Source organism: Streptomyces sp. NPDC026301, assembly GCF_055567935.1.
In genome coordinates this window covers 1-12,782 of sequence record NZ_JBVHPN010000004.1, presented here as the reverse complement: position 1 = coordinate 12,782, position 12,782 = coordinate 1, and the positions used below count along the sequence as shown (strand labels likewise).

At 70.1% G+C, this 12,782-nt stretch carries 12 protein-coding genes; 2 read left to right on the top strand and 10 right to left on the bottom strand.

The annotated features are described in order from the left end of the window. Nucleotides 1-19: 19 nt before the first annotated feature. A complete protein-coding gene (locus ACZ4MH_RS07935) occupies nt 20-166 on the bottom strand; it encodes a hypothetical protein (RefSeq protein WP_351586462.1) in 147 nt (48 codons plus the stop codon). A 70-nt stretch (nt 167-236) separates the two neighbouring features. Here ACZ4MH_RS07935 and ACZ4MH_RS07930 point away from each other — a divergent pair, with 70 nt between their 5' ends. Together ACZ4MH_RS07930 and ACZ4MH_RS07925 are read left to right on the top strand one after the other, a co-directional pair. Further along, nucleotides 237-1,196 carry an alpha/beta hydrolase gene (locus ACZ4MH_RS07930; protein ID WP_351586460.1) on the top strand — a complete coding sequence of 320 codons (960 nt, stop codon included), beginning with the start codon at nt 237-239 and terminating at the stop codon, nt 1,194-1,196. A gap of 67 nt (nt 1,197-1,263) precedes the next feature. Next, the gene (locus ACZ4MH_RS07925; RefSeq protein WP_351586458.1) at nt 1,264-2,832 is read left to right on the top strand and encodes a flavin-containing monooxygenase; all 1,569 of its coding nucleotides are present in this window, start codon (nt 1,264-1,266) and stop codon (nt 2,830-2,832) included. A gap of 50 nt (nt 2,833-2,882) precedes the next feature. On the opposite strand, the gene ACZ4MH_RS07920 is transcribed toward ACZ4MH_RS07925, so the two are convergent. The 9 genes from ACZ4MH_RS07920 to ACZ4MH_RS07880 are packed head-to-tail and all read right to left on the bottom strand — an operon-like array spanning nt 2,883 to nt 12,563. Next, nucleotides 2,883-4,328, bottom strand: a complete 1,446-nt coding sequence (locus tag ACZ4MH_RS07920) for a peptide MFS transporter (protein ID WP_351586456.1) — start codon at nt 4,326-4,328, stop codon at nt 2,883-2,885. Further along, nucleotides 4,309-5,295, bottom strand: a complete 987-nt coding sequence (gene rfbB, locus ACZ4MH_RS07915; RefSeq protein ID WP_351586454.1) for a dTDP-glucose 4,6-dehydratase — start codon at nt 5,293-5,295, stop codon at nt 4,309-4,311. The genes ACZ4MH_RS07920 and rfbB overlap by 20 nt, the downstream gene beginning before the upstream one ends. Next, nucleotides 5,292-6,359 (bottom strand): glucose-1-phosphate thymidylyltransferase, encoded by a 1,068-nt coding sequence (locus tag ACZ4MH_RS07910; RefSeq protein ID WP_351586452.1) that lies wholly within the window; start codon nt 6,357-6,359, stop codon nt 5,292-5,294. The genes rfbB and ACZ4MH_RS07910 overlap by 4 nt, the downstream gene beginning before the upstream one ends. Before the next feature lie 60 nt (nt 6,360-6,419). Beyond that, the gene (locus ACZ4MH_RS07905) at nt 6,420-7,670 is read right to left on the bottom strand and encodes an activator-dependent family glycosyltransferase (protein WP_351586450.1); all 1,251 of its coding nucleotides are present in this window, start codon (nt 7,668-7,670) and stop codon (nt 6,420-6,422) included. Between the two features lie 2 nt (nt 7,671-7,672). Continuing rightward, entirely contained in the window at nt 7,673-8,674 is a 1,002-nt protein-coding gene (locus ACZ4MH_RS07900) for an NAD-dependent epimerase/dehydratase family protein (RefSeq protein WP_351586448.1), read from the bottom strand. Next, nucleotides 8,671-9,330 (bottom strand): dTDP-4-dehydrorhamnose 3,5-epimerase family protein, encoded by a 660-nt coding sequence (locus ACZ4MH_RS07895; protein ID WP_351586446.1) that lies wholly within the window; start codon nt 9,328-9,330, stop codon nt 8,671-8,673. The genes ACZ4MH_RS07900 and ACZ4MH_RS07895 overlap by 4 nt, the downstream gene beginning before the upstream one ends. A gap of 19 nt (nt 9,331-9,349) precedes the next feature. Beyond that, a complete protein-coding gene (locus ACZ4MH_RS07890) occupies nt 9,350-10,735 on the bottom strand; it encodes an NDP-hexose 2,3-dehydratase family protein (protein WP_351586444.1) in 1,386 nt (461 codons plus the stop codon). Nucleotides 10,736-10,760: 25 nt separating this feature from the next. Continuing rightward, nucleotides 10,761-11,537, bottom strand: a complete 777-nt coding sequence (locus tag ACZ4MH_RS07885) for a class I SAM-dependent methyltransferase (RefSeq protein WP_351586442.1) — start codon at nt 11,535-11,537, stop codon at nt 10,761-10,763. Nucleotides 11,538-11,564: 27 nt separating this feature from the next. Continuing rightward, nucleotides 11,565-12,563, bottom strand: a complete 999-nt coding sequence (locus ACZ4MH_RS07880) for an aldo/keto reductase (RefSeq protein WP_351586440.1) — start codon at nt 12,561-12,563, stop codon at nt 11,565-11,567. Nucleotides 12,564-12,782 lie beyond the last annotated feature (219 nt).

Below are 12,782 nucleotides of genomic sequence, written 5' to 3'. Positions count from 1 at the left end.
GCCAACGGGCGATCCGGCGTCAATCGACCGGCACCGCTTCGGTGGCCACAACGGCCGAGGTGTGGCCTCCCGTGCCCTGCCGGTCAGCGGAATCCGTCCTTACCTTGAAGACGACGTTGAAGACCTTGGAGTCCTTGGAGTCCTTGGAGCACCAGGGGATCGCCAAGGGATCACCAAGGGATGGATCGCCACCGGCATCACAAGACGACGGGAACCGAGAACGAGGAGAAGGCCGCATGCCTCTGGACCCCGCATCACAGGCGCTGCTCGCCCGGTTGGCCGAGGCCGAAGGCCCGGCGACCCATGAGTCGACACCGGCCATCGCCCGGATGAGCGGGCCGATCCTCGCCGGCCTGAGTGGACCGGGCCCGGAGGTCGGATCGGTACGGAACCTCAAACTGGACGGAAAGGGCGGCCAGTTCAGAGCCCGCATACTCAAGCCCGACGGCGAACCGAAGGCGATCATCGTGTACTTCCACGGCGGAGGCTGGGTGCTCGGTGACATCGACCTGCAGTACGACCACCTGGGCCGCCAACTGGCGAACACCACGCGCTCGACCGTGGTGCTCGTCAATTACCGCAAGGCTCCGGAGCATCCCTTCCCGGCCGCGATCGAAGACAGCTATGCCGGTCTGGTCTGGGTGGCCGACCATGCCGCGGAGCTGGCGCCCGAGGGTGTCCCGCTGATCGTCGCCGGCGACAGTGCCGGCGGAAACATCAGCGCGGTGCTGACGCTGTGGGCGCGCGACAAGGCGGGGCCGAAGATCGACTACCAGGTCCTGATCTATCCCGTGACCGACTGCGACCTCAACACGCCCTCCTGCCTCGCGCCCGAGAACCAACTGCTGCTCAGCCGGGACACCATGATCTGGTTCTGGGGGCACTACCTCGCGGACGAGGAAGCCCGCAAGAACCCTGACGCGTCCCCGCTGCGCGCCGACAGCCACGCGGGGCTGCCCCCGGCCCTGGTCTACGTGGCCGAGTACGACCCGTTGCACGACGAAGGCGTCGCGTACGCAAAGGCCCTGGAGGCCGCCGGGGTCGCGGTCACGCTCGAAGAGGCCAAGGGCCAGATGCACGCGTACTTCCAGATGGCGAAGCTGCTGCCGGGGTACGACGAGGGGATGCGGCTCGTCGCCGAGCACATCAACGACTTCGTCGCCTCGTACGACAAGGGAGGCGTGCTCCATGCCTGACCACACACCTGACCCCGCGCCGGGTCCCATGCCCGGTCCCATTCCTGGCCCCGCTTCCGGTCATGAGGTGATCATCATCGGTGCCGGGTTCGCGGGCATGTACCAGTTGCACCGGCTGCGCGGGCTCGGCTTCGACGCACGCGTCATCGAGGCCGGCGACGATGTCGGCGGCACCTGGTACTGGAACCGCTATCCAGGGGCGCGCTGCGACATCGAGTCGGTCGAGTACTCGTACTCCTTCGATCCGGAGCTGGAGCAGGAGTGGAACTGGAGCGAGCGGTACGCCGCGCAACCGGAACTGCTCTCCTATGCGCAGCATGTCGCGCAGCGGTACGACCTGCGCAAGGACATCGTCTTCAACTCCCGTGTCGAGAAGCTGGACTGGGACGATGACGCGCGTCGGTGGACGGTGACGACCGACGACGGCACGGCGCGCACCGCGCGGTACGTGATCGCGGCGACCGGATGCCTCTCGGTACCGTCCCGGCCGCGGTTCGAAGGGCTGGCGGACTTCGCGGGAGAGGTGTACTGGACGTCCCGCTGGCCGCACGAGGGCGTCGACCTGGCCGGCAAACGCGTCGCCGTGATCGGCACCGGTTCCTCCGGGCTGCAGACGATCACCGCGATCGCGCCGGTCGTCGGCGAGCTCACGGTCTTCCAGCGCACGCCGAGCTTCGCCGTACCGGCGCACAACGGCCCGAACGACGAGCGGCTGGCCGACGCCAGGACGCGCTACCGCGAGATCCGGGAGTACAGCCGGCTGTCGCGCACCGGATTCCAGTGCCGCAGCGGCACGCGGTCCCTGGTGGAGACCGAGCCCGAGGAGGTCCGGCGCGAGTTCGACACGCGCTGGGCCGACGGCGGCCTGTGCTTCTCCAGCGCCTACCAGGACATCCTCAAGGACATGAAGGCCAATGAGGTCGCCGCCGAGTACGTACGCGGCCGGATCCGGGAAAAGGTCAAGGATCCGCGGCTGGCGGAGAAACTGTCGCCGCGTACGTACCCGATCGCCAGCAAGCGGATGTGCGTCGATACCGGCTACTTCGAGGTCTACAACCAGGACAACGTGTCGCTGATCGACATCAACGAGCAGCCGATCCGCCGCATCGACCGGCGCGGGATCGTCGCGGGCGAGACCCGGCACGAGTTCGATGTGATCATCCTGGCCACGGGCTTCGACGCAATGACCGGCGCGCTGAGCGCCATGAACATCCGCGGCGCGGGCCGAACCCTGCGGGAGAAGTGGGCGCACGGTCCGCGGACGTATCTGGGCGTGATGTCGGCCGGCTTCCCGAACCTGTTCATGGTCACCGGCCCGCAGAGCCCGTCGGTGCTGTCCAACATGATGACCTCGATCGAGTACCACGTCGACTGGATCACCCGGGCACTGGAGTACCTCCGTGAGCACGGCCTGCACCGCATGGAGCCGGCGCCCGACGCCGAGGACAACTGGGTGAACACCACCAACGACATCGCGGCCCTCACCGTGATGCCGCGGGCCGCATCGTGGTACATGGGCGCCAACATCCCAGGGAAACAGCGGGTGTTCATGCCGTTCGCCGGCGGTGTCGGCACCTACAAACAGATCGGTGACGGGGTGGCGGTGGCGCACTACCACGGGTTCGAACTGACCTGAGAGGAGCAGCACCCCTCGCCCTTCCGCGCCCGCGCGCAACCGGCTGCCGATCAGATCGGCAGGTGCGGGCGCAGGCGGTGCGCCGCGGCGGCCACAGCGGCGCCGACCGCGAGCACCGCGCTGCCCATCAGCAGGAAGTAAACGGGCAGCGGGAGCACCGCGGTCAGCCGGTAGAGCTGGCCGCCCAGGACGACGCCGACCGCGGCGAACAGGCCGTTGAGGCCGAGGAACCGGCTCGTGAAACCAGCCGGGGCGACCGCCGCGGCGAGGGCGAGGCCGGCCGGGGCGAGGACGATCTCACCGAAGGAGTACAGCAGATAGACCGCGATCAGCCACGCCGTGGAGACCGGGCCGTCCTGAGCGCGCAGGGCGGCCACGGCCATGACGACGAAGCTCAGACCCGCGACACCCAACGCGCCCGCGACCTTCGTGACCACGGCGGCGCGCCACCGCGACACGAACGCGGCCAGCAGCAGTACGAACAGTGGGTGCACCGACTGGAGCCAGCTCGCCGGCACGTCGAAGCCGAGGACGGTGCGGTCCGTGTGGCGCTCCGCGAAGAGGGCGAGCGCCGAGCCGCTCTGGGCGAAAATCATCCAGAAGGCGGCGGAGGCCGCCATCACGGCCGTGAACGCGGCGAGCGGTTCGCCGTCGACGGGCAGCCGGCGGCGCAGCGCGCGCAGATAGAGGAAGGGCGTGGCGAGGGTGGCCAGGCCCAGCAGTGCCAGCACCGCGGTCAGCGGCAGCACGCCGAGGGCGACCGCGGTGACCGCGGCGGCCGCGACCGCCAGGACCACGGCCGCTCGACGGGCCGCGGTGCGGACCTCGTCGGGCGAGAGCGGGCGCGTCGGGGCACGGCCGACCCCTTCGAAGGCGCGGAGGCCGATGCCGAACTGCGCCAGGCCCGCCGCCATGCCGAACGCGGCAGCGGCGAAGCCGAGGTGCCAGGCGACCTTCTCGGCGAGCAGTCCGGTGACGAGGGGGGCGAGCAGCGCGGAGACCTGAATGCACATGTAGAAGCGGCGGAACGCCTCTTCGCGCCGCTCGCCGCCGCTCACGGCGGCCACCATCGCGGCCAGGGACGGCTTGGCCAGGCCCGTGCCCATGACGATGAGGGCGAGCCCGGCGTAGAGCGTGGGGGCGGGGGTGAGGGACAGGACGGCGTGCCCCGCCGCGATGAGAGCACCGCCGCAGAGCACGGCTCGACGGGCACCGAGCACCCGGTCGGCCAGCCAGCCGCCGGGCAGCTGGGCCATGAAGGTCAGGGACATGTACGTGGCGAACAGCGCGGTGGCCGTCCGGGGGGCCATGCCCATGCCGCCGTCGGCAGGGCTCGCGGTGAGGTACAGGACCAGGATCGCGCTCATCCCGAAGAAGCTGAACCGCTCCCAGAGGTCGACACCGAGCAACGTGCGGAACCCGCGTCGCGTCCCTGGGCCCGGCGCGCCGCCGACCTGCGTGGGCGGCGCGGCCGGGTCAGGCGGCGGCCAGGTCATGGGCGCGCAGCGGCTCCCACCAGGCCCGGTTCTCGCGGTACCAGGCGACGGTCTCGGCCAGGGCCGCGTCGAAGCTCCGCTCCGGCCGGTATCCGAGCTCCGTGCGGATCTTGGTGAAGTCGACGGAGTAGCGCCTGTCGTGTCCCTTGCGGTCGGGGACGGGGTCGACCATCTCCCAGCCGACGCCGCAGGCGGCGAGCAGCCGCCGGGTCAGCTCACGGTTCGTCAGCTCCGTACCGCCGCCGATGTTGTAGATCTCGCCGGGCCTGCCCCGGAGCCGTACGAGTTCGATGCCTCGTACGTGGTCGTCGATGTGCAGCCACTCCCGGACGTTCAGGCCGTCGCCGTACAGCGGCACCTTGCGGCCTTGGAGGAGGTTGGTGACGAAGAGCGGAATGACTTTTTCCGGGAACTGGTGGTGCCCGAAGTTGTTGGTGCAGCGCAGGATCCGCGTGTCCAGGCCGTGGGTGTGGTGGTAGGCCAGGACGAGCAGGTCGCTCGCGGCCTTGGAGGCCGAGTACGGGGACGTCGGGCGCAGCGGCTCCGTTTCGAGGCAGGCGTGGTCCACGGAGCCGTACACCTCGTCCGTGGAGATGTGGACGAAGGTGCCGATGCCGTGCCGCGCGGCCGCGTCGAGGAGGACTTGGGTACCCACTACGTTCGTTCGCACGAAGGGGTCGGCGCCGGTGATCGAACGGTCCACGTGGGTCTCGGCCGCGAAGTGGACGATCTGGTCGTGTTCCGCTGCCAGTTGGTCCACCAGAGCGGCGTCGCAGATGTCACCGTGCTGGAAGGCGAACGCGGCGTTGTCGCGCACCGCGTCGAGGTTGGCCCGGTTGCCCGCGTAGGTGAGCTTGTCGAGGACGGTGACGGCGACGTCGCCGGGGCCGTTGGTACCGAGCAGCGTACGGACGTAGTGCGAGCCGATGAAGCCGGCTCCTCCGGTGATCAGGATCCTGTGGGTCATGAGGAAATCTGCACCTTGCTGTTGTCGCCGAGGATGAGCCGGTGCGCCGCACGGGTCCGGGGCGCGGGAGTGACCTGTACGTTCCGTCCCACGAGGGAGGACTCCAGCCGACGGACGCCGGTGATGGAGGAGTCGCCGAGCACGATCGAGAACTCGATCTCGCTGTCCTCCACCCGGCAGTTGTCGGCGATCGAGGTGAAGGGGCCGACGTAGGAGTGGGAGATCGTGGTACCGACTCCGATGATCGCGGGTCCGACGATGCGTGACGCGCGGATCACGGCGCCTTCGGCGATCTCGACGCGTCCGATGATTTCGCTGGTGTCGTCCAGATCGCCGTCGATCCGGGTGACCAGGGTCTCCAGAATGGTCCGGTTGGCCTCCAGCATGTCCTCGACTCCGCCGGTGTCCTTCCAGTAGCCGGAGATCGTCGTGGAACGGATGTCCTTGCCCTGCTTGATCAGCCATTCGATGGCGTGGGTGATCTCCAGCTCGTCACGCCAGGACGGCTCGATCGCCCGGACCGCCTCGTGGACCGCGGGGGTGAAGAGATAGACGCCGACCAGGGCGAGGTCGCTCTTGGGATGGGTCGGCTTCTCCTCAAGGCCGATCACCCGGCCGGTCGCGTCGAGTTCGGCCACCCCGAAGGCCCGGGGGTCGGGTACCTGGGTCAGGAGGATCTGCGCGTCGGGGCGTTCCTCGCGGAACGTGTCGACGAGCCCGGTGATGCCGCCGAGGATGAAGTTGTCGCCGAGGTACATCACGAAGTCGTCGTCGCCGAGGAAGTCCCGCGCGATCAGCACCGCGTGGGCGAGCCCCAGTGGCTCCTCCTGCGGGAGGTAGGTGACGCGGAGCCCCATCTTCGAGCCGTCGCCCACCGCTTCCCGGATCTCCTGGGCGGTCTCGCCGACGATGATGCCGACCTCTTCGATCCCGGCGTCCGCGATCGCTTCGAGGCCGTAGAAGAGGACGGGCTTGTTGGCCACGGGGACCATTTGCTTCGCCGAGGTGTGGGTGATCGGCCTGAGCCGAGTCCCCGACCCCCCGGACAGGACGAGTGCCTTCACGTGTTCGCTCCGTGGGTCTGCGGCGCAACGCCGGCAAGCGGGTGGGAGAAGCTCACGGTGTTACCGAGTGCGGTACTGAGCGGTCAGCCGCTCCAGGATCGGCACCGTCTCGTTCGGGGAGGGCTCGGCCAGGGCTTCCTGGCGGAGGCGCTCCGCCGCCGCACGGAAGGAAGGCTCCGCCAGTACCCGGACGAGCATTTCGCGCAGCCGGTCCGGCTTCAGTTCCGCCGCCGGAATGCAGAGCCCGGCACCGACGCGCTCCAGGTGTTGGCCCTTGACCGGGGTGTCCCAGGTGGCGGCGATCACGACCTGGGGTACGCCGCACACCATGGCCGTGCCCCAGGTGCCCGATCCGCCGTGGTGGACGATGGCCGAGCAGCTCGGCAGGAGGGCCTGCAGGGGGATGAAGTCGACGAGGCGGGCGTTGTCCGGCACCGCTCGCAGGTTCTCGCGCTGGAGGCTGTCCATCGTGGCGACGATTTCGATGTCGAGGTCGGCCACGGCGTCGAGCAGGTCGGCCTGGGAGACGTAGTCCAGGCCGCGCTCCCGCCCGGCCACACCGAGGGTGAGACAGACCCTGGGGCGCTTCGGGGGCTCGTACACCCACTCCGGTACGACCGAGGGGCCGTTGTACGGCACGTAACGGCTGGGGATCGTCTTGAGGCCGGACTTCAGCCGTGCGCTCTCGGGCAGCAGGTCCACCGTCCACTGACCGGTGACGAGCTCCTCGTCGAAGGTGTCGCCGAAGCGGGCGGCGACACCGCCCAGCCAGTCGGCGAGCGGGTCGCTCCGCCGGTCCGCCGGGCGTGCGCGGTTGAGCGCGAGGAACTCCTCCCTGGCCCGCATCGTCACGTCCTGGCCCCAGACGATACGGCCGTGTGCCGCGCCGACGGCCCGCGCGGCGATGGCACCGGCGTAGGTGCCCAGTTCCCACAGCACCAGCTCGGGCTGCCAGGTGCGGGCGAAGCGCACCATCCCGTCCACGAAGGTGTCGTTGTTCAGTGTGGTGTGGAACCGGTCGACCAGCGATGCGTGCAGCTCGTGGAGGTATTCCCAGGTCAGCGTCTCCGGGGTGGAGAACGTGAAGTCCCACTCCCGGCTGTACGAGGTCACGCCGGACGGGGAGGGGGCGAACATGGCGTGGTCGGTGCCGACCGCGACGGCGGGCAGGCCGGCCTGGACGATGTCGTCGACCAGCACCGGGTGGCCGGCGACCAGCACCTCGTGCCCCGCGTTCTGCAGCGCCCAGGCCGTGCTGACCACCTTGTAGAAGTGCGTCTTGATGCCGACGCAGGCCAGGAGTACTCGCATGATCAACCTCTCGGTGTGCGGGCGGCCACCTCGGCGACCAGGGTGGGGAGCGCGACGGCTCGGTCCGTCACCGGCCGCCAGCCGGTGACGCGGGTGAAGGCGGAGGCGTCCACCTCCATGCCCTGCAGGTCGGTGGCCTCGGCCTCGGCCGGCGGCGGGACCTCGACGACCGGCACGCGGGCCGCCCCTGTGTGGTCCGCCACGGCCGCGGCGATCGCGGTGAACATGTCGCCGAGCGGCTCGCTGTGCCCGGTGCCGATGAGCCAGTGGTGTCCGCCGAGCGCGTCGACGTGGTCGAGCGCGGCGACGAAGGCCCGGGCGACATCCGTCACGTGGATCATCTCCCGGCGCACGGTCCGGTCCCACAGCTCCAGCCGCCGGCCCTCCAGGGCCCGCCGGATCATGGTGACCACCACCCCGCGATCGGCCGCCGTCTCCCGCGGGCCCGGGCCGAAGATGGTCGGCATCCGCAGGGAGACGGCCCGGAGCACGCCCTCGTCGTGGGCGGCCTTCAGCGCAAGCTCGGCCCGGAGCTTCTGCCGGGGGTAGGCGCTCTGGGGTGCGTCCGGCTCCGAACCGTCGATGCGGACCTTGCCGGGGACGCCGACCGACGCCACCGATCCGGCGAACAGCACAGCGGGGCGCCGGCCCGGCACCGCGTTGTTCCGCAACACGTCGATGAGGTCGTGCACCAGGCCGACGTTGACCCGCTCGATGAGCGGGTCGGCACCCGCCGCACGCCACGACGTCGTACTGGCGATCTTCGCGACGAGGTGCACGATGGTGTCCGCGCCCTCGACGGCCGCGGCCAGCTGCGCCGGGTCGGTCAGGTCGGCCGTCACCGGCTCCACCGCGGCCCGGGCGTCGTCCGGTACGGCCGCCGGGCGCCGGGAGACCAGCCGCAGCCGGATGTCCCGCGCGGCCAGCTCGCGGGTGAGGGCGGTGCCCAGATAGCCGGACGCGCCCAGGACGACAACCAGCGGCCGGGTGGCGGCGGCCGTCACAACGCCGCCTCGAGCGCGAGGCTGGTCCGGTAGTCCGGCAGGATGCCCAGGTCGCGCGCCTCGGCCAGGGTGGGGGCCACGGTGTCGCGCTCGGACAGGACCGGCTCGACGCCCTCCACCGTGACGGGCAGTCCGAGTGCCGGGTCCAGCGGGGAAACGGCGTGCTCGTTCTCCGTTACGAACGGCCCGGACATCAGGTACACCATCGCGGTGTCGTCCTCCAGCGCGACAAACGCATGGCCCACGCCGACGGGCAGATACGTCGACCGGAAGTGCTCCTGGTCGAGGAGGACCGCGTCCCACCGGCCGAAGGTCGGCGATCCGACCCGGAGGTCGACGACGAGGTCGAGCGCCCGGCCCCGCGCGCAGTAGACGTGCTTGGCCGTGCCCGGCGGGGTCGTGGTGAAGTGCACGCCCCGGACCACCCCCCTGCGGGAGTGGCTCTGGCTGGCCTGGAAGACGGGGAAGGGGTGCCCGGTCGCGTCGCTGAACAACGGTCGCTGATACGTGGCCACGAACAGGCCACGGTCGTCGGGGAACACCTGGGGGGTGAACTCGAAGGCGCCCTCGACGGCGAGTTCCCGGGCGGTCGCGGCGGCTGCTGTCCTACCTGTCTGTCGGGCCTGTTGGGTGTGTTGGGTCTGTCGGGTCGTCATACGGGGATCCCCTGGGTCCTCACCACTCGACGGCGTGTGAATTGAGTACGGCCATGAGCGTGCGGGCCTGCACGTTCACGTAACGGCCGTACCGCAGCAATGTGTTCAGCTGTCCGGCCGTGAGCCACCGGTAGCCCGGCGGCGGCTCGTCGGGCGCCTCGGTCTCGTCGGCCTCGACGATCAGATAGCGTGCCTGCGCGTTGCGGAAGCGGCCGCCTTCCTCCGAGTGCACGGCCTCGTAGCGGATCCGGTCGGGGCCGGCCGCGAGCACCGAGTCGAGGAAGGGGGGCCGGGCGTCCCCGGTGAGGTGCGCGTAGTGCCGCGGCGTGTACTGGACCGTCGGCGCGAGCTCGATCGAGTCGATGAAACCGGCCTCCACCCGGGCATGCGCGAGGAGGTGCGGGACGCCGCCGAACCTCCGGGTGACGAACGCGATGACCCCGGAGTCCCGGGGTTCGAACAGGGGCTGTGTCCACGCGCCGACTTCGCGGTTGGACGCCTGCACCCGCACGGCGACCACACGGAAGTACCAATCGAGCTCGTGGTCGATGGAGTCCGTGCCGCGCCGCCAGCCGGCCACCCCGGCCAGCGGAATCCTGCGTACGTCGACGGAATGGCGAGACCGCTCCGCCGCGTACCACGACAGCAGCGCGGCATCGGAGTGCAGGGCACCTGTCTCCTCGAAGGGGACGGGGAGGCAGGCGAGCACGGTGCGCGAATCCATGTTCACCACATCGTCACGCCGCAGCAGTTCGCCGAGCTGACCGAGCGTCAGCCAGCAGAAGTCGTCGTCGACCACGACGTCCTGGGTCGTCTCGACGACCACGTTGCGGTTGAACTTCCGGTAGAACCAGGCACCGTGCTCGGACTGCAGCACGTCGACCAGTACGGTCGCATCGGCCGCGCCGGTGAAGTACTCCAGGTACTTCACGTCGGCGCCCCTGTGGGCCTTGGTGTAGTTACTGCGGGTGGCCTGCACCGTCGGCGACAGCTGGAGCAGATTGGTGTTACCGGGCTCCATCTTCGCCTGCATCAGGAAGTGCAGGACGCCGTCGAACTCCTTGGCGAGGATGCCGAGGATGCCGATCTCGGGCTGATTGATGATCGGCTGCTGCCACTCGGGGAAGGGCCCCTCCCCCACGGTGACGTGCAGACCTTCGACGCTGAAGAACCGGCCCGTGTCATGGCGCAGGTTTCCCGTCTCCGGGTCGAACGACCAGGCGTCCATCTCCGCGAACGGGATCCGCTCCACCCGGAACCGGTTCACCATGGAGCGGTACCCGAGCCAGCCCGTGAAGGCGTCGACGGACATCCGGGATCCGGCGTCGCCGGTGGCGGCGGACCGGGCCAGCCGCGCCGGCAGCCCTACGTCCTCACGTGCGCTGAGCGTTGCTGTGGTCGGCATCGGCTCGTCCTCTTCCGTCGTCCGCTCACTCGCCCCACTTCATGTAGATGACCGGCGGCTCGCGGCCCGGCAGCTGCCGGAGCGGGGCGTGGTCGAGGCCGAAGACCTCGCGCAGGGCCGTGGTCTCGCCCGGCCACTTGGGGTGGGCCAGCTCGTCGAACGCGAGGATGCTGCCCTTGGTCAGGTGCGGCCGGATCGCTTCGAGGAGTTCCTTGGTCGGCTGGTAGAGGTCCAGGTCGAAGTAGGCCAGGGCGATGACCGTCTCCGGGTTGTCCTCCAGGTACCGCGGAACGGTCTCGCGGACGTCGCCCTGGACGACGAAGGACCGTTGGGTGTGTCCGAACGGCTCGGACGCCTCGTGGGCCGCGAGGACCTCGCGCAGGTGGTCGACCTCACCCTCCGGCGTCGCGAACCGGCCCGCGACGGCGCTGGTGCTGACCTTGTCGACGTCCTTGATGTCTTCGGGGAAGCCGGTGAAGGTGTCGAAGCCGACGATGCGGCGCAGCGAGTTGTACGGCTCGTAGATGCTGCGCAGGGCCGTGAGGGTGGCCAGGTGGCGGCCGTGCAGCACGCCGAACTCCATGATGGTGCCCGGGACTTCGGGCAGCATGCGGTACAGCGCGTCCATGGAGAGCAGGTCGGCGAGCTGGTGGCGGCGCAGATAGACGGGCAGGTTGTCGATCAGGTATTCCGGCGGGATGGGGCTTTCGACGAGGAGCTTCGTCAGCCGCTCGCGCGCGTCGCGTTCCTGGTCCGACTCGTGGGGAACGATGCTCGGGTCGGTGAATCCGTCCTTGGCCATGAGAAGGCCGGTCCTTTCGTCGGTGAGTCAGGAAAGCCAGGCGTCGGGTGCGGGTCCGCCGCGGCCGACCGGGGGGAAGAGAGCGTCGAGCCGGTCCAGTACGTCCTGGGGCAGTGGCGAGTCCAGGGCGGCCTGGGCTCCGTCCAGGTGGGCTTCGGTGCGGGGACCGATGACGAGCCCGGTCACACCGGGGCGCGACAGGACCCAGGCCATGCCGACCTCCGCGGGGTCCCGCCCGAGGTCGGCGCAGAGCTTCTCGTACGCCTCGATCGTGGCGCGGTGGCGTTCCAGGGCCTCGCTCGCGCGTCCCTGGCCCGATTTGACCGCGGTGTTCTCCCGCAGCTTGCGCAGTACGCCGCTGAGCAGGCCGCCGTGCAGCGGTGACCAGACGAGGACGCCGAGTCCGTAGCTCCGCGCCGCGGGAATCACCTCCAGCTCGGCGTGCCGGGTCACGAGGTTGTACACACACTGCTCGGCGGCGAGGCCGAGGAAGTGGCGCTGCCGTGCGGCCTCTTGCGCGCAGGCGATGTCCCAGCCGGCGAAGTTCGAGGAGCCGACGTAGCGGACCTTGCCCTGGGCCACGAGGATCTCCATGGCCTGCCAGATCTCGTCCCAGCGGACGCTCCGGTCCAGGTGGTGGATCTGGTACAGGTCGATCCAGTCGGTGCCGAGTCGCCTCAGGGACGCCTCACAGGCGGAGATGATGTGCCGTGTGGACAGGCCCTGCTGGTTGGGCCCCTCGCCCATGGGGTCGCCCACCTTGGTCGCGAGGACGACCTCGTCGCGCCGGGCGGGGCGGCCGGTCAGCCAGCTGCCGATGACCTCCTCGGCGTGGCCCTTGTGGACGCGCCAGCCATAGGTGTTGGCGGTGTCGAGGAAGGTGATGCCCCGCGCGACCGCGTGGTCGAGCAGCCGGTGCGCGCCGGGTTCGTCCACTCGGCCACCGAAGTTGACGGTGCCGAAGGCGAGCTTGCTGATCTCCAGCCCCGTCCGGCCGAGCCGGGTGTGGAGCGGGCTGCGGCTCATGTGTCGTACTCCCCACTGCGTCGACGGACCTTGCGCTGTGTGTCTCAGCATGAACAGGCCCTCTCGAACGGACCTGGTGTTCAACTGGACCCGCCGAGGAGGCCCCCGACGACGCGGGGCCGGGGGGGGGGGGGGGGGGGGGGGGGGGGGGGGGGGGGGGGGGGGGGGGGGGGGGGGGGGGGAGGGGGGGGGGGGGGTTGGTTCTTCTTCCCCCCTCGG

Bases quoted from the DNA above. Each gene is read 5' to 3' on its own strand.
- ACZ4MH_RS07930 (WP_351586460.1), top strand. From the start codon at position 237: ATGCCTCTGGACCCCGCATCACAGGCGCTGCTCGCCCGGTTGGCCGAG.
- ACZ4MH_RS07920 (WP_351586456.1), bottom strand. From the start codon at position 4,328: ATGACCTGGCCGCCGCCTGACCCGGCCGCGCCGCCCACGCAGGTCGGC.
- rfbB (WP_351586454.1), bottom strand. From the start codon at position 5,295: ATGACCCACAGGATCCTGATCACCGGAGGAGCCGGCTTCATCGGCTCG.
- ACZ4MH_RS07905 (WP_351586450.1), bottom strand. From the start codon at position 7,670: ATGCGAGTACTCCTGGCCTGCGTCGGCATCAAGACGCACTTCTACAAG.
- ACZ4MH_RS07895 (WP_351586446.1), bottom strand. From the start codon at position 9,330: ATGACGACCCGACAGACCCAACACACCCAACAGGCCCGACAGACAGGT.
- ACZ4MH_RS07890 (WP_351586444.1), bottom strand. From the start codon at position 10,735: ATGCCGACCACAGCAACGCTCAGCGCACGTGAGGACGTAGGGCTGCCG.
- ACZ4MH_RS07885 (WP_351586442.1), bottom strand. From the start codon at position 11,537: ATGGCCAAGGACGGATTCACCGACCCGAGCATCGTTCCCCACGAGTCG.
- ACZ4MH_RS07880 (WP_351586440.1), bottom strand. From the start codon at position 12,563: ATGAGCCGCAGCCCGCTCCACACCCGGCTCGGCCGGACGGGGCTGGAG.